A 19,642-nucleotide genomic window follows, 5' to 3' on the forward strand; every position below is an offset into this window, starting at 1 on the left:
GGAGGGCACATCGGCGCCTGAGTTAGCAGCGACGCTGCCCCAATTCCCCTGTCGTTCAGCCCGGTTCACAACCGGCCAGACCGCCGAACGACTGCCTCAGACCTCTCGACCCAACCGAGATACCAGTCCGCAAATGCAACCTCCCCAAGGGGACGGAATCCTCCGTTCCCGCGACGGTCATCGAGCCACACCTGCCCCCGCTGCGGGCCGGACACGACAAGCCAGTGGCAACAGCCGCAACCCTCGTGACTGAGACACACAGCACCGGAAGAGAACCAGTCGAACAGTTTCTCGTCCTGCTCCAACCAGGCACGATATGCCTCACGGAACGCAGCTTCGTCCTCGAAGTCGGACTCCACCGGCTCCTTGCTCTCGTGCTCGTCCTGAACACGCACGCTTTCCTCCCCACCGGGAAAGGCAAAGCGCAATCGCTCGTGGACCGTACCCCCGCCCACGTCGCTCCACAGCCATCCGGCACCGGCACCGGCACCGGCACCGGCATCACTACAGCTCAGGACGGTGAGCCCATACCCCGGTCCAGCACCGCCGGCACCAACTTCGAGGAGGAAGGCCCGGTAGGCCGCTGGCAGCGAGACACCCCACTGAGCCTCCACCTCGGCGACCTCCGACTCCAACAGCGGATCAGCAAGCCAGAAATGATGCCCCACTCCGCCGTACCGGTCCCACGCCCCGAAGACTTCCCGCACCTTGTCAGCACGAGCCAGAACTTCTACGCGCTCACGGACACCGCTCCAGTGCATCGCCCCCATGAAACGAAGCGTAGGCGAGGGGATCTGCTCCAGGACGGGCGCACAGCCAAAGTGAGGTGAGGCAAGCCGTGTCAAGCATCAACCGAGACCGGACAAGCCCCAGCAAACCGACTGAATTACAACTGTCCCTACTGGTTCAAGGCGGCTCGCTCCGCTCCCCGCGCGCGGCACGGCCCCCGGCCGGGCCTACGCTCCTGTCTCCGCCCCGCTCCAGCCCGGCCAGCGCCCGTGCCGCGCGCACAGCAACCAGCCGCCTGATGCCAGGGAAGTGATGCATCTCAGCTAGGCAGCCGCCAAGTCGGAGCGGGGTTACGGTCGCGACGATAACGAAATGCGTGGCTGAGGCCGGCACGGGGTTGCTGGAGACACACGTGACAGATGTTCGTTCGCCCCACCCGCCGTCCTGGCTAACTTTCGGTGGCTCAGGTCAGAACGACGGTTGAAAAATGATTGAACTCATCTCAAGCCTTCAATAAACGCGCACCGACGCATCGGCCAACGCGTCACCGACCTGCGCCCTCAAGGCCCTATCATCGGGCCTAGGCTTCTCACCTCTAATGAGCGCGTGGGCAAATCCAGCCGGAGGATCATCTACGGGATCGTAAATAATCCCGACACCATGGGATCGAGGCACAGCCGCAAGAAAAGAAAATACCATCTGCCCGGGCTTCCTGATTACAGATTCAGGACCCAAGCCTTTCTCATCTAGCAAAGATTTCCGATGGACGGATATACCGTCACTGTCGAATTGGAAAGCAGCACGACTCGGCTTCCTATCTCCACTGATGAGATCCGCAGTGAGAAAATTAGGAACATCCGGAACCCGACGGTAGATGACTTCCTCGTCTAGAATTGACGCATCATCCCACGCGGACGAACTCTCCAAGGCCAGCATCCCCCCTCCCGCTCAGGCCACTTCAGACAAACAGTCTCTTCCACGCGGGATTACTGGTCCAGACCCTGAGCGAAAGGTCCTTAAGAGCGCGTCGAGCTTCGGCGGCGATCCCCTTTTCCCCTAGGTGGCCGTCGATCCTAAGCTCACCGTCAACGTTGACCGCGTAGACGTAGGGAGCCTCGCCAGGGGTGAATTCGATTTCCAGACGCTCTTTGCCTGCGCGCCACTCAGCCAAAACACCGCCCTCGGATGTAGGCGTCAGGAATGGGTAAACGCTACGACTGTCTGCCAATTGGTCAAGGATGCGATAGACCTGGTGGGTTACACCTTGAGAGACGGAGTCAGCGTGCCCACCATCCCAACCCACCTCAAGCGAACGAAGTTCCTGGAGCTTAGAGCTGGTGTACAGCTGCAGCTCTAGTTTTGTAGATGCCCCGAGCGGAGGCAAGAAATGGGAAGCACTTTCACCGGCGAGATGAGAAGCAACTTTCCGAATAACCCACATTCCGGCAGGTTCAGAACGCCTAGAGGGTCGCGCGAAATCTCTTGTTAAATCGAGAGACGACGTGCACCGCCCAGAACCAATAGCCGAAATACTCCAGGTAGTCATTACTTCTCCCCCCATTCACTTCGCATACGCTTGCTAGTCACCTTTTCAAAGACGCTAGTTACCACATCGTGCGCCTCTTCAAGGGCACCCCAGAAGTCGGATTCAGATTCAACGTCCGCTTCTGCGCTGAGTGTGAGATTTGAGCTGTCCGGAATTTCCTCCTCGACACTCTCCCCTACCGCCGAGTCAACCCCTACCAGTACTCCAATGTTAGGGTGATCTTCATACTCACAATAATGCACCCTAAACCCGGAATAGTCAGGCTTTCCAAAGGGGAAGGAGCTTTCCCTATTCCACCCGGTCAGCACGCCGGCCATGGCCTCGTGTGCCGCAATCCCCAACAAGTTATTAGTGTACTCAACAGAGATGCGCTTGACCTCTGGGATCTCACCAACCGCTTCATGGGTGAGCTTACTAAATCGCTCCAGCTTCTCACTGAGCTCAGACTTCAAGCTGTCAAAACCTGGATATCCGTCACTTTCAGGCTCGAAAACCCAAGCCAGAATGAAGCGGTCATGCTGGAACCGAATCCGCCGGTCTCCGCTCTCTGTGGAGAATACGCACATCGGCATAGGCCAAGAAAGCCCAGACTGCACAAACTGCACAGAATCCATTTCTTGGGGGCCCCACGAGGGCAGCGGAGTCAACTCCTGAAGCTCGGGGTATTGGTGACGCCACTCGACGCGCAGCGGCGCTAGATCAAGTGTTCGAAGCTTCGCAAGTGGTTGCAGGAAAACGCTCAGAGCCACCGACCGCACCGGCGGTCGAGCAAAGCTCAGCTTCTTCGCCATAGCGACACCCCCTTCTGCAGGTTACCCACATCGACTACGCAACTAACAGCGTTTGTACTCAGCCCGTTACTGAAGGCGCTTAATCATGTCCACTGTGTCACAGTTTGACATGATAGGTAGTGGACTAGTCCAGTAACCCCGGTTGCGTTGCGACCCTACTAAGTGAGCCTGTGTCACCGCTGACTGTTGTTGAAGATAAAAGCGATCTCGCAACATCTAGCACCTGCACGCACTCGTCGGGAAGACGTCGACTTGGCTGACTTCGTACATACAGCATCACTTCGCCGAGAGAGCGGAGGAACCGCCCCTTCACGCGCTCGCACTCCGCACCAGCGTCAAACTGGGGTGCAACGAGGTACACGCCCACTCGATCGGTCAGCGCACTCGCCATCGCGGCTGGCTGTCGTCGACTGAGGCCCAGACCCTCATATTGTGACTACGCGCCCTGGATGCCCCGCCTCAGGAGTTCGCCATCTCAGCGCGAAGCCGCTCACGCCACTGCCGTGCAGTCTTGGGGCTGGCACACGCATCAAGGTCCGCAATCCGGCTGGAAGAGAACAACGGGCTCGAAGAGAGCTCCGCAAGCCTGGTCTTGGAGAGGTGCGACGACGAATAACTCGTGCCAGACGCGTGCCAGGTGGTGCGGGGAACCACGGGGAACAGCAGGGAACCCATCGACCTTCCACCAAGCGTCTGCGCCCCTCCGCCGCAGGTCAGACCCTCAGTAAGCCGTAGATGCCCTTAGCTTCCCAAGCTCAGGTTCCAAGTTCGCTCCGCTCTGGCCAGGGTGTTCAACCTGCGTTGCAGCTCCCGCGTGTCGCGCTGCCCTACTCAAAGAAATCTTCGTCGATGCGCTTCAAAGTGAAGGTCTGCTCTACCTGCACACCGACGTCGTAGAAGACCATGAGCTCCGCGAGCCGTTGCCCGTCGATGAGGATGATCCGGTTCGGGATGCGTTCGACGTAGTCGCGGGCCTCCTGGCTGAACCGGCTGGTGGTGATGAAGACGCCGCGGTCGGCTTGTACGCCGTGTAGGGCGCCGACGAAGGCTTGCATGCTGGGTCGCCCGACCGCGGCGTCGGTGTATCGCTTGGCCTGGAGGTAGACCCGATCAATCCCCAGCGGATCCTGCCGAATGATGCCGTCGATGCCACCATCATGTGATCGGCCGCGGTGTTCCACGGCGCCGGCCTGGCCGCCGTACCCCATGGCTGTGAGCAGCTTGAGCACCAGGTGTTCCAGAAACTCGGGTGGCTGGGCGATGATCCGCTGCAACAACTCGCCGTGCAGCGCTGCTGTGGACTCTGCGACGGCAGTCGAGATGCTCTCCAGCGGCGTCACCTTCTCGGCGGTGCTGGTTTCTGCAGCCGGTTCACCCGCGCCCTGCTGCTGGGTGCGACTCTTGAAGTCTCGATACTCGGGGAAGCGTTCGAGATAGCTCGGATCGATCACGTCCGGTGGGTTGGTGAGCACCTCGCGCCCACGGTCGGTGATCTGCACTTCGCCGCGACCAGGGCGATTCACAAGGCCAGCCTGGAAGAGGTAGGTGTTGGCCCAGAGCACGCGGTTGTCCAGCCGTGGACGACCGCCCGGCGTGGCCTCAAGGCGATCCTGCTCGGAAAGCCCGAACTCGCCAACGCACTTCTCTCGCAAGTCCCGCCAGTGCCTCGGCTCCCCATCAGCCAAGTGGTGCAGGATCGGCAGCATGAATTCGTAGAACCGCGGTACTGCCACCGCCGCCCCCTGTTCCTCGGTGAGAGAGCATCGAACCGGCCCCTCACTGCCAAGAGCCTAACGCCGGCCACCGGCAACGGCCCTGTGGCTGCCGGGGGCGGCTACGCGGAGCGTGGACTACCGTGCCGCACATGGACCTTGCCGAAGCTCAGCGCATCGCCGTCAGCTTCTTCACCCACCGCGTGGAGGACGGCAGCGAGTGGGACGTGCGAGCCCCCTCCGGTGAGGAGGCCGCGGCCCGCACCGAGGAAGGGCAGGCCCTGGTCTTCGAGTTCACGCCTCCCGCCGACCACGCTTGGCAGCGTTCATGGCCGCCCCTGATGGTTGCCGTGGATCCGGCGACCGGCCGTGCTGACATGCTGCGATGAGGAGCGCAACCGTCTCAGTTTCCGTCTCATTCACTGCCGTTCAGGGCCATTCATCGTGGTATGGCGACGCTCGCCGATCATTAAGTTGACTGACCGCGTACGCAGGTGAACGGGGGTGTACGACCCCCATCGCCCCACCAACACAGTTGGAAAGCGTGTTGGTGACGGTCGAGTTGGGCGTGCGACACACCCGGATCCACTACACGTGATCAGCTTCGGACGTGGAGACCATCATCGCCAGTGCAATAGCCGTCCTCGGAACCCTGCTCGGCTCGGGAATCACACTGGCGTTTCAGCAACGCACCACCGACAGAAGCCACCAGCTCGCCCGCCGTGAGAAGCTCCGGCAAGAACGACTCGACGCCTACTCCACCTACGCCGGCACGCTGATTAACTATCGCCGCTGCCTGGTGCACCTGTGGTTCTGTGAGCACGAACAACCGCCACCCGAGGAACCTGACGCTGTCCGGATCCGCGCATACGACCTGCGCTCCAGCACACAGGAGGCCCTGTTCCGGGTGCAGATGCTCACGGACGACGCGACCCTGAGTCAGGGCGCAGAGGCCGTCCTCGCCGACGTCACGGCACTGGCCAAGACCGAGACCAGAAGCCAGCTAGACCGGCGCCGAGCACAAACCCGAGACGACATCAGCCAACTCATCAGAGCAGCGAAGCAACATCTTTGAGGCATCTGCGGACCCAGCCTTTCGTACGGCCTGTCCCGAGACAGCCTCACACCAGCAGGACCGCACTACAACCGCACCAGATCAGGCGGGGAACAGCGGGGAATCACGGTGAACGCGACTCAACCCGACCGGGCCGAAATCCGCTGTTCGCCCAGGTCAGCGCCCGAACCGGCCGCAAATGATCGCAGCTTCCCAAGCTGAGGGCACGCCGGTACGTCCCCGTCATCGTGGACAGAGCGACCACGTCTCCTCTCGACAGCACCGCGTATTGCTCCGTCGAGCGACAAGCCTGTGCTTCAACCGGGGTTACAAACCCCCGACCGCAACCCGTTCCATCCCGGCGAGAAACGACAGCCATGCCACCGTCCCGACTACAACGACAGGGCCAGACAGGTTCTTCGAGTCACGGACGTCGATCCCGGCCGTCCGGAGACGGACTTCTATGCATTCGCCGTTCTGGCCGCTGTAGCTGCTCTTGAACCAAGTGGTCCACTGCGACGACATGGGCTCCCCTTCCTTGCCGGTCGCTCGGCCAATGGGCGGCGCCAGCGTTCACCTGAGTCACCCGCGCCCCGGAAATCCCCAGTGCGTCGACGATCCGACCGGCGGCGTCCGCGGAGTAGAGCCCCTTGGTCACGCTGAGGCCGAACTGAGGCGTAGGAGGATGATCCACCTCCCGCTGCAGGAGGAATGCCTCCCCTTCCGCCGGAGAGAAGGCGAAACAGAGCCACTCCGCGAGGTCGTCGTGGACGGTCTCCGGACCGCCCCAGCGCTCCTCCAACGCCGCACGGTCGATATCGACCTCAGCAAGCCACCTGATATCGCGCAAACTGACGTCCCGTTCGGGAATCCTCTTCGGTCTTGCCGGGTCCAAGGCCATGGGATCCATTCCTGTCGCACTGCCGTGATGACGATCGGAACGGAATTGGAGGCACACGAGGCTGTACCCCCAACCCAAGCTCCGTCCACAGGGCTTGAGCATCGCTCTCCTCCGGACGCAGCCGCGGAGACCCACCATCGCCGGGTCTCCGCTAACGCCGATTCAGGCCTCGAAGCCGTACTCCAGCACATACGCGGCCGAGTCCAACACCATCTCGTTCACCTCGACAGCCACACCCTCCGCATCGAACGCGGTCCGGGCGACCAGCACGACGGGCACGCCGGACGGCAACGCCAGTCGCCCGGCCTCGTCCCCCCTCGGCATCCGGGAGCGGATCTCCTCGCGGAAGCGGACCGGCTTGCGGCCCAGTTCCTCAAGCCGCGCGTAGATACCGCCAGGGCCCGTGTCCGGCTGCGTGATCGGCGTACCGGAGACGAGTTCGGCCGCCAGATACGACGTAGCAAGGAGTACCGGTTTGCCGTCGAGGGTGTAGCGGCGGCGCCGCACACAGACCCGGGCCCCTTCCTCCAGGTCCAGGACGCCGGCGATCACAGCCGGGGCGTCCTCCTCGCTCACCTCGACCGAGTCGACGACGAGTTCACGGCCCGCCGCGTCGGCCGCCCAGATGGACCGGCCTTCGCCCCACTGCGAATGAGCAATACGTTGGATACCCCGCCGCCGAATGGGCTTGAAGTCCCGGACGAACACCCCGGCCCCCTTGCGCGCTTCGACGATGCCCTCCGCCTGCAGAACACCGAGAGCCTGCCGGGCTGTCATACGGGCAACGCCGTGTACGTCCATGAGGTCGTTCTCGCCGGGGAGCCTCTCACCCGGGCCGTACTCACCGGATTCGATGGCCGCCCGCAGCTCCTCGGCAATGCGCTGGTACTTGGGCTGGCGCCCCGCGCCCCGGCCGCTCATCAAGGTCTCCCTCCGATCATCTCTAGACATCCTAGGCACCGCTCAGCGCCCCCTCACCACCAGTCAGCTATCACCTCCGAGCGATTTCGCTCACATCTCTAGAGATGTATTGCGAAGGCTCGACGCGAGCGCTTCAGTGGCTACATCTCTAGAGAGGATTCCGATCCTCTCTCGTCCCGCGCCTCGGAGGTCTTCATGCCGGCCCACACCGCACCTCAGCAACCTGCTAGCGGCATGTCGGAGGCCACCTGGCAACTCCCCCACACCCCGCGCAGCGCCCCCCGCGCCCGCCAACTCCTCCGCACCCAGCTCACCGCCTGGAAGATCGACGGCGAAGTCGCCGAAACCGCCGAGCTGTTGCTCTCGGAGCTGGTCACCAACTCCCTCCGGCACGCCTCCACCCCGCCCGGCCGCGAGATCGGCGTCCGGTTCGCCACCTACGACGGACGCCTACGCGTCGAGGTCGCCGACGCGAACAACTGCCGGCCCACGCCCCGACAGACCAGCCCCGAGGACGAAGGAGGCCGTGGCCTCACCCTCGTACAGGCCCTCGCTGAGCGTTGGGGGTGCTGTCCCCGACTGCACGGCATCGGGAAGGCGACGTGGGTGGAACTGGCGCTTCCACGATGAGCACCGCTCACGCGACGGTACTGTCAGAATCGCCGCACATCACACCGAACGGCACACCTTAGGAGATCCCTGTGGCCGACGCCCCTGTTCCACCGCCGGACCACGCGGCCCCGCCCGAGGATGCTGTCACCGTCACCGTTACTTACACGGGCAGCGAAGCCGAAGCATTGCGCACACTGGCCCTCCTGGAGGGGCGCACCCCGGAGGAGGTAGCGCTGGATCGGATCGCTCGCCGCGTCCCGCTGTCCTTCTCCTCCTCCATTGGTGAGGACTCCGAGGCGATGGCCGCGCTGACGCGTGCGATGTTCGACGGCCCCTCCGACCTGGCAGCCAAGTCCAGCGACGACCTCTTCCAGGAAGGCGACCGTTGAAGCGTCACCGGTTCGCCGTGGCGGACACGTCGGTTCTCCTCGCGATCTACAACCATAAGGATGCTCATCACGAATCCGCCGTACAAGCCCTCTCCCTGGCCGACCGGCTCGCCGTGTCACCGCTGGTCCTGACCGAACTGGACTATCACCTCACGACGAAGATCAGCGGCAGGGCAGCCGCAGACGCTCTGGCCAGCATGCGCGCATAGGCAAGCGCCGATCGCCTCAAGCTCGCCGCCGTGGGATGGCCGTTGCTGAGCGAGGCCGAGCGGCTCATGCGTACGTACGCGGATCATGACGCCATCGGAATGACCGACGCGGTCAACGCTCTCCTGGCATGGACGTTGCCACAGCCCGTCGTGCTGACACTCGATCACCACTATCGGAACGTCATCGCACCCCGCACACCGACAGAGAAGCCCTTGCAGGTACTTCCGATTCCCGAGTAGTACCCATCCGTATGGTCCAGAAGGACAGGGAACGGGCCGGATCGCCCGGCCTCGTACGCAGACCTCAGCGGCCCGTCCGGCCCGTCAGCCGTCCAACGCGTCCCAGAAATCGGCGAGTACCTTGGCGCCCCGTACCGGGTCCTGTGTCATCCACCAGTGGCCCAGGCCGTCGAGTGTCGCCGTACGGGCGCCGGCCCGGCGTGCCGTGCGGGAGCGTTGTTCGTCCGTGCCGACCACGCGGTCTTCGGTGGGGAGCAGTGCCAGACCCGGGCGCTGCGCCGCGCGTTCGAGCGTGCGACCCAGTTCGGCCATCACCGGTTGGGCGGCCGATCGGTAGAGGGCGTACGCCGCTCGGCCCATCGCCTCGTCCTGGCCCGCCGCGACCCGCTTCGCCACCGGCTCGCTCATGCCGAACTGCACGAGCATCGCGACCCGCGTCTCGGGGTCCGGGCCGAGCGGTACGGCGGAGGCCGGGCCCGTGTTCTCCGGCGCCTGCTGGCTCAGGGCGAAGTCGTGCCACACGTAGTCCGGGTCGAACAGGCCGATCACATCGCTGACCCAGCTGCGTACGAGGTCCGGGCGGGCCATCACCGCGTTGAGGGCGTGTGCGCCGCCCCAGTCGTGCCCGACCAGGTCGACGGGCTCGGCGAAACGCTCCAACTCGCCGACGAGCCAGTCCCGGTAGTCACCGACGGTCGCGCCGAACCCCGTCGGCAAGGGCGCCCCGAAGCCGGGCGGGGAGAGGCGAATCGGGGCGGGGCGGGCGGGAGCGACGCGTTCCAGCTCGACGAGCAGCGGCTCCCAGACGTCCTGCGTCTCAGGGAAGCCGTGGACGAAGACCGTTGGCATGGCGGGAAGTCCCTTCGTGTTGGTCGCGACCAGTTTCGCGACCGATTTCACGTCCGATCAGATGACCGGCCAGGCGGCCAAGCAGTGACTGAATCAGACGACTGAATCAGACGACTGAACTACCGACTGACCAAATGACCAATCTGGTCAGTGAGTATAGTCTGGGGGCATGAACACGAACACCAACCCGCGACAGCGGGCTCTCGTCGTCGGACTCGGCGTCAGCGGAACCGCCTCCGCGCTGCGGCTCCACAAGGCGGGCTGGGACGTCACCGTCCTGGAGAAGGCAGCCGAACGCCGGCGCGGCGGGTACTTCCTCACCCTCTTCGGCACCGGGATCACCGCGGCCGAGCGCCTGGGCATCGAGGTGCCGGACCGGTTCTCGGAGGACATCGCCTACTACAACGTCGATCGCGCGGGCCGGCGACGGCGCGGCATGGGTTTCGCCGAGGCCGTGGCCGGCGAGTCACGCCCGGTCGTGCGCGGTGACGTCGAGCAGGCCGCGTTCGACGCCCTGCCCGAGGACGTCGAGATCCGGTACGCGTCCGTGCCTGTGGCGCTGCGCCAGGACGAGGACGGCGCACACGTCGACATCGAGGACCGGGCCTCGGGGACGGTGACCACCGAACGGTTCGACCTCGTCGTCGGCGCCGACGGCCTGCGCTCGACCGTGCGGCGGCTGGCCTTCGGGCCCGATGACGGCCACATCCACCGTCTCGGCTACATGCTCGCGGCCTGCGCCCTGCCCAGCTCGGTCCCCGGTTTCCGGGGCACGGACGGCATCGTCATGTCCGAACAGGGCCGGTCCGCATGGGTGTTCGCCTTCGCGGACCGGCCGCCGACGGTGCTGTTCAACTACCGCACCGACGATGTGGACGGCGAGTTCACCCGGCCCGCCATCGACTCGCTGCGGGCGGTGTTCGGACCGGAGCCCACGGGCTCGACGCTCGGCTGGCTGCTCGACCAGTTCGAGCAGGCACCGGACCATCTGTTCGACACCGCCGAGCAGGTACGGCTCGACACCTGGCACCAGGGCCGGGTCGTGCTCGTCGGCGACTCGGCGTGGTGTCTGACCCTCTACTCCGGGATGGGAGCCTCCAGCGGCCTGGCCGGGGCCGACATGCTGGGCACGATGCTGGAGCGGCATCCCGGAGACGTGCCGGGGGCGCTGCGGGCCTGGGAGGAGAAACTCCGCCCCTTCATCGAGTTCCACCAGGAGACCGGCATAGCCATGCGCAAGCTCTTCGTCCCGGCCGACCACACCGAGTACCAGATCCGGTCCCTCTTCGACCACGTGGTGGGGACGACGGTCGGCCGTACGGTCATCTCGAAGCTGGAGCATCGCAGCAAGGCTTCCCGGATGAAGACGGTCGACATCGGCCTGTCCTGACCGGTCCGCCCTGGCCTGCTCACCTCCGTGAACCCCCGCGGACCCCCGCGGACCCCCGTGACATCATGCTGCGAAGAGCGAAACGGGAGGAAACACGACGGTGAGCCGGCTGATCGAACACGACTCCGTCAAGGCGGCCAGAATCCTCGACAGCGCGCGCGAGCTGGCCCTCGAACACGGCGTCCGCAAGGTGACCATCGCCGAGATCGCCGCAGCCGCGGCCGTGGGCAAGGGCACGGTCTATCTGTACTGGGAGACCAAGGAAGACCTGTTCGTGGGGCTGGCCGCACGCGAGGTGCTGACCTGGATCGAGACCGTCAACGACCGGATCGCCCAGGACCCAGAGTCCGTCCTGCCCCGCCGTCTCGCTCCACTGCTCATCCGTACGACCCTGAGCAACCCGTGGCTACGGTGGCTCCAGAGCGACGACAGCGCCATGCGCCAGCTGCTCCACCGCCCCGCCGACCAGGAACGCTTCGCCGAGGCCACCACGAGCGCGATGGGCAACGCGGTCCTGACGATCCTGCGCGACCACGGGATCGTGCGCGACGATCTCCCGCTGCCCAGGCAGATGTACGCCCTGCACGCCGTGCTGGTCGGGTTCGTCACCGTCATGAGCAACGCCGATGACGCGGGCCCGTTCAGCATGGACGATCCCGAGACCGCCCTGGCCGACACCGTCCAACTGCTGCTCGAACGGCCTCGCGACCCCGCCGCCCGCGATGTCGCCAAGGCCGCGGAAGCGGTGCGCGCCCGGTTCACCGAGATCCACGACAACCTGCTGGACCTCGTCGCGACGGGCGCCGCAGGAACCAGGTGATCCCCGGCACCGGATGACCGCCTGCCCCACAGAGCGCCGTCAGTCGTCCAAATGCGTCGCCGCGAACATCCGCAACACCGCCGGAAGCACCACCACCGTCGGCCCCGGCTCCCCCAACGCCTTCGCGAGGTCCGCCTCCAGCGTCTCCGCCGACGTCCGCACCCCCGGCACCCCGAACGACTCCGCCAGCGCCACATAATCCGGCCGCGACAACTCCGTCCCCGTCGCCTCCCCGAACGCGTCCGTCATGTACTCGCGCAGGATGCCGTAGCCGCCGTCGTCCACGATCAGCCAGGTCACGTTCAGGTCGTACTGCCGGGCCGTCGCCAGCTCCGCGATCCCGTACAGCGCACCGCCGTCCCCCGAGACCGCGAGCACCGGGTACGTCGGGTCGGCCACGGCCGCTCCCAGGGCCGCCGGGAAGGCATAGCCCAGCCCACCCGCCCCCTGAGCCGAGTGCATCGTGTTCGTGCCACGCGGGTCGAAGCCTGCCCAGGCCCAGTAGGAGAGAATCGTCATGTCCCAGAAGGACGGAGACCGAGACGGCAGCGCCGCCCTGATCGACTTCAACAAGCCCTGCTCCAGGGTGAGTTCCTGAGCGGCGATCCGCTCGCCCACCCGGTCCAGCACTCCCCGGACCCGCTCCCCCGCCGCTTCGTCCTCCCTCGCCACCACCGTTTCCAGCAGCGCCTGCAGCGCCAGCCGCGCATCCGCGTGGATGCCCAGCGCCGGGTGGTTGGACTCCAACTTGCCGAGGTCCGCGTCGACTTGGATGACCCGGCCGCGTGGCTTGAACGTGTGGTAGTTCGAGGACAGTTCGCCCAGCCCCGAGCCCACCACGAGCAACACGTCCGCGTCCTCGAGGAAGTCCGTCATGTGGCGGTCCTCCATCCAGGACTGCAACGACAGCGGGTGCGTCCACGGGAACGCGCCCTTCCCGCCGTACGTCGTCACCACCGGCGCCTGCAGTCGCTCCGCCAGCGCCCTCAACTTGCCTGACGCGTCCGCCCGTACGACGCCCCCGCCGGCGATGATCGCCGGGCGCTCGGCGTTGGACAGCAAGTGGGCTGCCAGGGCCGTCAGTTCGGGGCGCGGGGGGAGTTCCTCGGGGAACGCGTCTCCACCCGTGACCACCGGGATAGCGGTCTCCGACAACAACACGTCCTGCGGAATCTCCACCCATACCGGGCCGTGCGGGACCGTGAGCGCCGACTTCCATGCATCCGCGATCGCCGACGGGATCTGGGACTGCGTACGCACCGTGTGAACCGACTTCACCACACCCCTGAACGACGCCTGCTGGTCCGGGAGTTCGTGGAGATAGCCGTGACGGCCCCCGCCCAGCCCCGCAGTTGGGATCTGGCTGCTGATCGCCAGCACCGGAGCCGATGCCGCCGCCGCCTCCTGGAGCGCCGCCAGTGACGTCAGCGCGCCCGGGCCCGTCGACAGCAGCAGTGGCGCCGCCTCTCCCGTCACCCTGCCGTACGCGTCCGCCGCGAACCCCGCGTTGTTCTCCACCCGTAGGCCGATGTACCGCAGGTCCGAGCGGCGCAGCGCGTCGAACATGCCCAGGGCGTGCTGGCCGGGCAGGCCGAAGACGGTCGTCGTGCCGAGGCCGGCCAGCGTCTCCACGACCAGGTCTCCGCCGTTGCGGCCGGGGGGCGGGTTGAGCGCGGCCTCCGTCTGTGCGGCGGTCGGCTTCAGCACCAGGTCGTGGTCGTGAGTCATTTCGCTACGCCGTCCTCGTTCTCGCCCTTGTCCCCGCGGGCCTGTGCGTTCTGTCGGGCAATCTGGCGGGACATGATCGTCGTCAGTTCGTACGCCGTGTGCGACGCCGCGACCGACGTGATCTCGGCGTGATCGTACGCGGGGGCCACCTCGACCACGTCCGCCGAGACCAGGTTGCAGGACGCCAGGCCCCGCAGGATCTCCAGCAGCTCCCTCGACGTCATACCGCCCGCCTCCGGCGTACCCGTGCCGGGTGCGAACGCCGGGTCGAGACAGTCGATGTCGATGGAGATGTACAGCGGGCGGTCGCCGATGCGCTGGCGCAGCTGGTCCGCTACCTCGTCCACGCCCCGCCGCATCACATCCGCCGACGTCACGATGCCGAAGCCCATCTTCGCGTCGTCGTCCAGGTCCTGCTTGCCGTACAGCGGGCCGCGCGTGCCGACGTGCGAGAGGGCGGAGGTGTCCAGGATGCCCTCCTCCACCGCCCGCCGGAACGGCGTCCCGTGCGTGTACTCGGCGCCGAAGTACGTGTCCCAGGTGTCCAGGTGCGCGTCGAAGTGGAGCAGCGCCACCGGGCCGTGCTTCTTCGCCACCGACCTCAACAACGGCAGCGCGATCGTGTGGTCTCCGCCCAGGGTCATCAGGCGCGCGCCCGTTCCCAGCAGTTCGTCGGCCGCCGCCTCCACCGTCTCCACGGCCTCGTTGATGTTGAACGGGTTGGCGGCGATGTCCCCGGCGTCCGCCACCTGCGCCAGCGCGAACGGGGACGCGTCCTGCGCCGGGTTGTACGGGCGCAGCAGCCGCGACGCCTCACGGATCGCGTTGCCGCCGAAGCGCGCGCCCGGCCGGTACGAGACCCCAGAGTCGAACGGCACCCCGACCACGGCGACATCCGCACGTCCGCCGACCTCGTCGAGGCGCGGCAGCCGCGCGAAGGTCGCAGGACCGGCGAATCTCGGGATGCGGGACGAGTCGACGGGGCCACGGGGCGTCTGGTAGCTGCTGGTCATACCGTTCTGCCTTCTCTTCCGCGCCGGACGTGGCCGGCGAGCCGCTGGCGCCAGACTAGGTGGCCGGGACAGCACCAGGAAGTGTACGTTTCATCCACTATCACCGCCTCGTACGGATGGAACATCCACCATGTCCACCCTGCCGGACCCGGCCCCCTCCGTACCGCCCACTCCCCCCGTCCCCCTCTCCGCCCTCCTCGCCCGCGAGGACCTCGCCCTGCGCCAGATCGCCGGCCCGACCGCCCCCGACCCGGCGATCCACTGGGCGCACGCGTCGGAGATGGCGGACCCGTACCCGTATCTGCTGGGCGGTGAGCTGCTGCTGACGGCCGGGGTGCACATTCCGGAGGCGGCCGGCTCGGGGACGTACTTCGACGACTACGTCTCCCGGATCGTCGAGGCCGGCGGCGCCGCGCTCGGCTTCGGCGTCGCGCCGGTGCACGACAGCGTGCCGCGGGCGCTGGTCGAGGCCTGCGACGCGTACGAGCTGCCGCTCGTCGAGGTCCCGCCGCGGACGACCTTCTCGGGCGTGGCCCGTGCGGTCTGGCAGCTCATGGCGCAGGCCCGGCTGGCCGAACTCCGCCGTGTGACGGAGGCCCAGCAGAGCCTGGCCGCCGCCGCGTCCCGCCCGGACCCGGTACCCTCCGTGCTCCGCCAGCTGGCCCAGCGGGTGGGTGGCCGGGCGGTGCTGTACGGGCCGGACGGAGCGGAGATCGCGGCTGCGGGGCGGGAGACGGGCGCGGACCAGTCCCTGGCCGACCTCGCGGCGGTGGTCCGGCCCGCCCGCGGCCCCGCCTCCGCCACGGACACCGACCCCACAGCCGGCACCCGTCTCGCCGCCTACGCCCTCGGCACCGGCCAGGGCTTCGTACTCGCCGTCGCGGCACCCGAACGTACGTCCGGCGACCACACGATCGCCTCCGTGGCCGCCGTACTCCTCGCCCTCCTCACCGGCGAACACCAGAGCGGCACCGGCGCCGCCCGCTCCTCGGCCCTCGTACGGCTGCTGCTGGGGGCGGCCCCGGAGACCGTGGCGCCCCTGCTGGGACGGGGCGAGCGCTGGACCGTCGTACACGCGCGGCCCGAAGCAGCCGACGGGCCGGCCCCCGATCCGGTGACCGCCTCGGCGCTCGGTACGGCGCTCGGCTCGCCGCTGGTCGACGTCGACGGGGATGTCGTACGGGTCCTGCTGCCCGCCGGTCGTGAGGTCGCCCCGCAGCCCGGCTGGACGTGCGGGGTGAGTGCCCCGGCCGGTCCGCGCGAGTGGCCGTCCGCCGACACCCAGGCGGCCCGCGCGCTCGCCCGCGCCCGAGCGACCCGTACGCCCCTCGTCCGCCACGGCGAGCGGGCCGCGCTCTCGGACCTCGTCCCCGAAGCCGACGCGGCGGCCCACGCCCGTACCCTCCTCGCGCCGATCGCCGCGGCCCCGGCGCTGGTCGAGACGTTGCGCACCTGGCTCTCCCTGCACGGGAGTTGGGACCGTACGGCGGTCGCGCTGGCCGTGCACCGCAACACCGTCCGGCAGCGGATCGCGCGCTGCACGGCCCTCCTCGGCACGGACCTCGACGATCCCGACGTACGCATGGAGTTGTGGTTCGCGCTGAAGCAGTACTGAGGCAGTACTGAGGCAGTACTGAGGCAGTACTGAGGCAGTACTGAGGCAGTACTGAGGCAGTACTGAACCAGTGGTGGGGTGGCGTGACCTGCGTCCCAGCGATCGGGACGCAGGGCACGCGCGCTGTTGTCTGCCTCACAATGGGAGGCATGCCGATACCCGGGATTCCCAGCCGCGCCGAGCTTGTCGATCACCTTGTGAAAACCCGTATCGCGGGTGATGTCGCCACGCCCCGCGAGAACAACCTCTCCCACTACCGCAAGCTGGCGAACGGCGAACGGCACTACTGGCTCGGGCTGGAGCTGGGCGACCGCTGGACCGACGAGCAGGACGTGCTCGCGGTGATGGCCGAGCGCGTCGGCGTGAACGACGATCCCGAACACCGGTACGGCCAGGACACCATCGACCCCGAACTGACGGTCGCCGCACTGGAGCGGCTCGCGGCCCGGCTGCGCAAGGCGGCCGACGGCCGGCAGCGCGTTCTCTTCGCCACCGGCCACCCGGGCGGCCTGCTCGACGTGCACCGCGCCACGGCCGACGCGCTGCGGTCCGCCGGCTGCGAGATCGTCGTCATCCCGGACGGTCTGACGACGGACGAGGGATACGTCTTCCAGTTCGCGGACGTGGCGGTGCTGGAGCACGGGGCCACGCTGTGGCACACCCACTCCGGCGAGCCGATGCGCGCGATTCTTACGGGACTTGAGCGCGAGGGCCGTCCGCTGCCCGACCTGGTCGTCGCCGACCACGGCTGGGCGGGGTACGCCGGACAGCACGGCATCGACTCCGTCGGGTACGCCGACTGCAACGACCCCGCGCTGTTCCTGGCCGAGTCGGAAGGCACCCTCCAGGTGGCCGTTCCGCTCGACGACCATGTGACGAGCCCGCGCTTCTACGACCCGCTCACGGCGTTCCTGCTGGGCGAGGCCGGGCTGACCGAAGCATAGGAACAGCTGGTCAGGAGGCGCGTGGGACCCGGATCACGCCCTCCTGGATGACCGTGATCGCCAGCTGTCCGTCCTGCGTGTAGATGCGGCCCTGGCCGAGACCACGGCCGCCGGACGCGGACGGTGACTCCTGGTCGTACAGCAGCCACTCGTCGGCGCGGAACGGGCGGTGGAACCACATCGCGTGGTCCAGCGAGGCGCCGACCACGTCGTTCACCGCCCAGCCGCCTCGTCCGTGCGCGAGCAGGATCGAGTCGAGCAGCGTGTAGTCGGAGACGTAGGTGGCGAGGCAGACGTGGAGCAGTGGTTCGTCGACCGCACCGCCCAGCTTGCCGTTCGTACGGAACCAGACCTGGGAGCGCGGTTCGCGGGGCTCGCCGAACCTGCCGTAGGGCGGGTCGTCGACGTAGCGGATGTCGACGGCCTCGCGGGACTCCAGGAACTTCTCGACGATCGCCGGGTCCAGATGCGCGTACCTGGGGAGCTGTTCCTCGGCCGTGGGGAGGGTCGCCGGGTCGGGGGCGGCGGGCATCGGGGCCTGGTGGTCGAGGCCGTCCTCGTGCTGCTGGAAGCTCGCGGAGAGGTGGAAGATCGGCTGCCCGTGCTGGACCGCGACGACCCGCCGGGTGGTGAAGGAGCGGCCGTCGCGGATGCGGTCGACGGTGTAGACGATCGGCACGCCGGGGTCGCCGGGGCGCAGGAAGTACGAGTGGAGCGAGTGGGCGGGACGGTCGGCGGGGACCGTACGCCCGGCGGCGACGAGGGCCTGGGCCGCCACCTGTCCGCCGAAGACGCGGGGGACGATGGCGGGCCGGGACCGGCCGCGGAAGATGTTCTCCTCGATCTGCTCGAGGTCGAGCAGATCGAGGAGAGACTGAAGTGCCTGACTCATGCAGTCATTTCTACTGGCAAGTAATTTCCGGAACCTTACGGGTCCGTGTCGTGCGGGACTATGTCCTTACAGGCCCATGTCCTTCGCGATGATCGACTTCATGATCTCGCTGGTGCCGCCGTAGATGCGGTTGACGCGGTTGTCGGCGTACAGGCGGGCGATCGGGTACTCGTTCATGAAGCCGTAGCCGCCGTGCAGCTGGAGGCAGCGGTCGATCACGCGGTGGGCGACCTCGGTGGCGAACAGCTTGGCGCTGGCGGCCTCGGCGGGGGTCAGTTCGCCCGCGTCGAGGGCCTCCAGGGCGCGGTCCACGACGGCCTCGGCCGCGTCCACCTCGGCCTTGCAGGCGGCCAGCTCGAACTTGGTGTTCTGGAAGGACGCGACCGGCTTGCCGAAGACGGTGCGCTCCTGCACGTACTGCTGGGCGAACCGGACGGCGGCCTTGGCCTGCGCGTAGGCGCCGAAGGCGATGCCCCAGCGCTCGGAGGCGAGGTTGTGGCCGAGGTAGGAGAAGCCCTTGTTCTCCTCACCGAGGAGGTCCTCGACGGGCACCTTGACGTCGACGAACGCCAGCTCGGCGGTGTCGGAGGTGCGCAGGCCGAGCTTGTCGAGCTTGCGGCCGATGGAGTAGCCCTCGGACTTGGTGTCCACGGCGAAGAGGGAGATGCCGTGGCGGCGGTCCTCGGCGCTGGGCGCGTCGGTGCGGGCGCAGACTATGACGCGGTCGGCGTGGACGCCGCCGGTGATGAAGGTCTTGGAGCCGTTGAGGACGTAGTGGGTGCCGTCCTCGCTGAGCTTGGCGGTGGTCTTCATGCCCGCGAGGTCGGAACCGGTGCCCGGCTCGGTCATCGCGAGGGCCCACATCTCCTCGGCGGAGACGAACTTCGGCAGGAAGCGCTTCTTCTGCTCGTCGGTGGCGAGCATCTTGATGTACGGCAGACCGAGCAGGACGTGCACGCCGGAGCCGCCGAAGTGGACACCCGCGCGGGACGTCTCCTCGTACATCACGGCCTCGAACTTGTACGAGTCGATGCCGGCGCCACCGAACTCCTCAGGGACGTTGATCCCGAAGAGGCCCAGCTCGGCGAGCTTGTAGTAGAACTCGCGCGGCGCCTGACCCGCGGCGAACCACTCGTCGTAGACGGGCACGACCTCGGCCTCGATGAAGGCGCGAAGGGTCTCCCGGAACGCCTCGTGGTCCTCATTGAACACAGTACGGCGCACCGCCGCCTCCTCGATTCGACTTGCCTAAGCGCTTGCTCAGATCAACCGTACCGGCGAGTACGA

At 67.0% G+C, this 19,642-nt stretch carries 21 protein-coding genes; 9 read left to right on the forward strand and 12 right to left on the reverse strand.

The window, feature by feature from the left end:
* Positions 1 to 65: 65 nt before the first annotated feature.
* From ACWCRB_RS32730 to ACWCRB_RS32745, 4 genes are all read right to left on the reverse strand, one after another.
* Entirely contained in the window at positions 66 to 770 is a 705-nt protein-coding gene (locus tag ACWCRB_RS32730) for an SMI1/KNR4 family protein (protein ID WP_450999505.1), read from the reverse strand.
* Positions 771 to 1,239: 469 nt separating this feature from the next.
* A complete protein-coding gene (locus ACWCRB_RS32735) occupies positions 1,240 to 1,665 on the reverse strand; it encodes a hypothetical protein (protein WP_450999506.1) in 426 nt (141 codons plus the stop codon).
* 609 nt (positions 1,666 to 2,274) lie between these two features.
* The gene (locus ACWCRB_RS32740) at positions 2,275 to 3,066 is read right to left on the reverse strand and encodes a TIGR04255 family protein (protein ID WP_450999507.1); all 792 of its coding nucleotides are present in this window, start codon (positions 3,064 to 3,066) and stop codon (positions 2,275 to 2,277) included.
* Positions 3,067 to 3,893: 827 nt separating this feature from the next.
* Entirely contained in the window at positions 3,894 to 4,799 is a 906-nt protein-coding gene (locus ACWCRB_RS32745; protein WP_450999508.1) for a restriction endonuclease, read from the reverse strand.
* A gap of 131 nt (positions 4,800 to 4,930) precedes the next feature.
* Between ACWCRB_RS32745 and ACWCRB_RS32750 the strand changes: the two genes are divergently transcribed.
* Both ACWCRB_RS32750 and ACWCRB_RS32755 read left to right on the forward strand, forming a co-directional pair.
* Positions 4,931 to 5,167: a hypothetical protein gene (locus tag ACWCRB_RS32750; protein WP_450999509.1), complete on the forward strand. Its 237-nt coding sequence runs from the start codon at positions 4,931 to 4,933 to the stop codon at positions 5,165 to 5,167.
* A 221-nt stretch (positions 5,168 to 5,388) separates the two neighbouring features.
* Positions 5,389 to 5,853, forward strand: a complete 465-nt coding sequence (locus ACWCRB_RS32755; RefSeq protein WP_450999510.1) for a hypothetical protein — start codon at positions 5,389 to 5,391, stop codon at positions 5,851 to 5,853.
* Positions 5,854 to 6,159: 306 nt separating this feature from the next.
* On the opposite strand, the gene ACWCRB_RS32760 is transcribed toward ACWCRB_RS32755, so the two are convergent.
* The 3 genes from ACWCRB_RS32760 to ACWCRB_RS32770 all read right to left on the reverse strand — a co-directional run bounded on the left by ACWCRB_RS32760 (position 6,160) and on the right by ACWCRB_RS32770 (position 7,654).
* A complete protein-coding gene (locus ACWCRB_RS32760; RefSeq protein WP_450999526.1) occupies positions 6,160 to 6,297 on the reverse strand; it encodes a DUF397 domain-containing protein in 138 nt (45 codons plus the stop codon).
* Complete coding sequence (locus tag ACWCRB_RS32765) at positions 6,257 to 6,733, reverse strand: hypothetical protein (RefSeq protein WP_450999527.1); 477 nt, start codon at positions 6,731 to 6,733, stop codon at positions 6,257 to 6,259. The genes ACWCRB_RS32760 and ACWCRB_RS32765 overlap by 41 nt, the downstream gene beginning before the upstream one ends.
* Before the next feature lie 162 nt (positions 6,734 to 6,895).
* Positions 6,896 to 7,654, reverse strand: a complete 759-nt coding sequence (locus ACWCRB_RS32770; protein ID WP_450999511.1) for a GntR family transcriptional regulator — start codon at positions 7,652 to 7,654, stop codon at positions 6,896 to 6,898.
* A gap of 234 nt (positions 7,655 to 7,888) precedes the next feature.
* On the opposite strand from ACWCRB_RS32770, the gene ACWCRB_RS32775 reads away from it, so the two are divergent.
* From ACWCRB_RS32775 to ACWCRB_RS32785, 3 genes are all read left to right on the forward strand, one after another.
* Positions 7,889 to 8,284 carry an ATP-binding protein gene (locus ACWCRB_RS32775; protein WP_450999512.1) on the forward strand — a complete coding sequence of 132 codons (396 nt, stop codon included), beginning with the start codon at positions 7,889 to 7,891 and terminating at the stop codon, positions 8,282 to 8,284.
* Positions 8,285 to 8,355: 71 nt separating this feature from the next.
* On the forward strand, positions 8,356 to 8,655 hold the full coding sequence (locus ACWCRB_RS32780; protein ID WP_450999513.1) for a hypothetical protein: 300 nt from the start codon (positions 8,356 to 8,358) through the stop codon (positions 8,653 to 8,655).
* Positions 8,652 to 8,864 carry a PIN domain-containing protein gene (locus ACWCRB_RS32785; protein ID WP_450999514.1) on the forward strand — a complete coding sequence of 71 codons (213 nt, stop codon included), beginning with the start codon at positions 8,652 to 8,654 and terminating at the stop codon, positions 8,862 to 8,864. Before ACWCRB_RS32780 ends, ACWCRB_RS32785 begins: the two co-directional genes overlap by 4 nt.
* A 324-nt stretch (positions 8,865 to 9,188) precedes the next feature.
* Here the strand turns inward: ACWCRB_RS32785 and ACWCRB_RS32790 are convergent, their stop codons facing one another.
* Positions 9,189 to 9,953 (reverse strand): alpha/beta fold hydrolase, encoded by a 765-nt coding sequence (locus ACWCRB_RS32790; RefSeq protein ID WP_450999515.1) that lies wholly within the window; start codon positions 9,951 to 9,953, stop codon positions 9,189 to 9,191.
* Positions 9,954 to 10,122: 169 nt separating this feature from the next.
* Between ACWCRB_RS32790 and ACWCRB_RS32795 the strand changes: the two genes are divergently transcribed.
* Together ACWCRB_RS32795 and ACWCRB_RS32800 are read left to right on the forward strand one after the other, a co-directional pair.
* Positions 10,123 to 11,343, forward strand: coding sequence for an FAD-dependent monooxygenase (locus tag ACWCRB_RS32795; protein ID WP_450999516.1), 1,221 nt, complete (start codon positions 10,123 to 10,125; stop codon positions 11,341 to 11,343).
* Between the two features lie 100 nt (positions 11,344 to 11,443).
* The gene (locus ACWCRB_RS32800) at positions 11,444 to 12,163 is read left to right on the forward strand and encodes a TetR/AcrR family transcriptional regulator (protein WP_450999517.1); all 720 of its coding nucleotides are present in this window, start codon (positions 11,444 to 11,446) and stop codon (positions 12,161 to 12,163) included.
* 39 nt (positions 12,164 to 12,202) lie between these two features.
* Here ACWCRB_RS32800 and ACWCRB_RS32805 read toward each other — a convergent pair whose 3' ends face one another.
* Positions 12,203 to 13,891, reverse strand: a complete 1,689-nt coding sequence (locus ACWCRB_RS32805) for a thiamine pyrophosphate-binding protein (RefSeq protein WP_450999518.1) — start codon at positions 13,889 to 13,891, stop codon at positions 12,203 to 12,205.
* Positions 13,888 to 14,904 (reverse strand): agmatinase, encoded by a 1,017-nt coding sequence (gene speB, locus ACWCRB_RS32810; protein WP_450999519.1) that lies wholly within the window; start codon positions 14,902 to 14,904, stop codon positions 13,888 to 13,890. Before speB ends, ACWCRB_RS32805 begins: the two co-directional genes overlap by 4 nt.
* 130 nt (positions 14,905 to 15,034) lie before the next feature.
* Between speB and ACWCRB_RS32815 the strand changes: the two genes are divergently transcribed.
* Both ACWCRB_RS32815 and ACWCRB_RS32820 read left to right on the forward strand, forming a co-directional pair.
* Positions 15,035 to 16,519: a helix-turn-helix domain-containing protein gene (locus tag ACWCRB_RS32815; protein ID WP_450999520.1), complete on the forward strand. Its 1,485-nt coding sequence runs from the start codon at positions 15,035 to 15,037 to the stop codon at positions 16,517 to 16,519.
* A 149-nt stretch (positions 16,520 to 16,668) separates the two neighbouring features.
* Positions 16,669 to 17,463 (forward strand): phosphatase, encoded by a 795-nt coding sequence (locus ACWCRB_RS32820; protein ID WP_450999521.1) that lies wholly within the window; start codon positions 16,669 to 16,671, stop codon positions 17,461 to 17,463.
* 10 nt (positions 17,464 to 17,473) lie between these two features.
* Here the strand turns inward: ACWCRB_RS32820 and tesB are convergent, their stop codons facing one another.
* Both tesB and ACWCRB_RS32830 read right to left on the reverse strand, forming a co-directional pair.
* Positions 17,474 to 18,355, reverse strand: coding sequence for an acyl-CoA thioesterase II (gene tesB, locus ACWCRB_RS32825; RefSeq protein WP_450999522.1), 882 nt, complete (start codon positions 18,353 to 18,355; stop codon positions 17,474 to 17,476).
* A gap of 66 nt (positions 18,356 to 18,421) precedes the next feature.
* Positions 18,422 to 19,579, reverse strand: coding sequence for an acyl-CoA dehydrogenase family protein (locus ACWCRB_RS32830; RefSeq protein ID WP_450999523.1), 1,158 nt, complete (start codon positions 19,577 to 19,579; stop codon positions 18,422 to 18,424).
* Positions 19,580 to 19,642: the final 63 nt, after the last annotated feature.

Source organism: Streptomyces sp. NPDC002156, assembly GCF_053593675.1.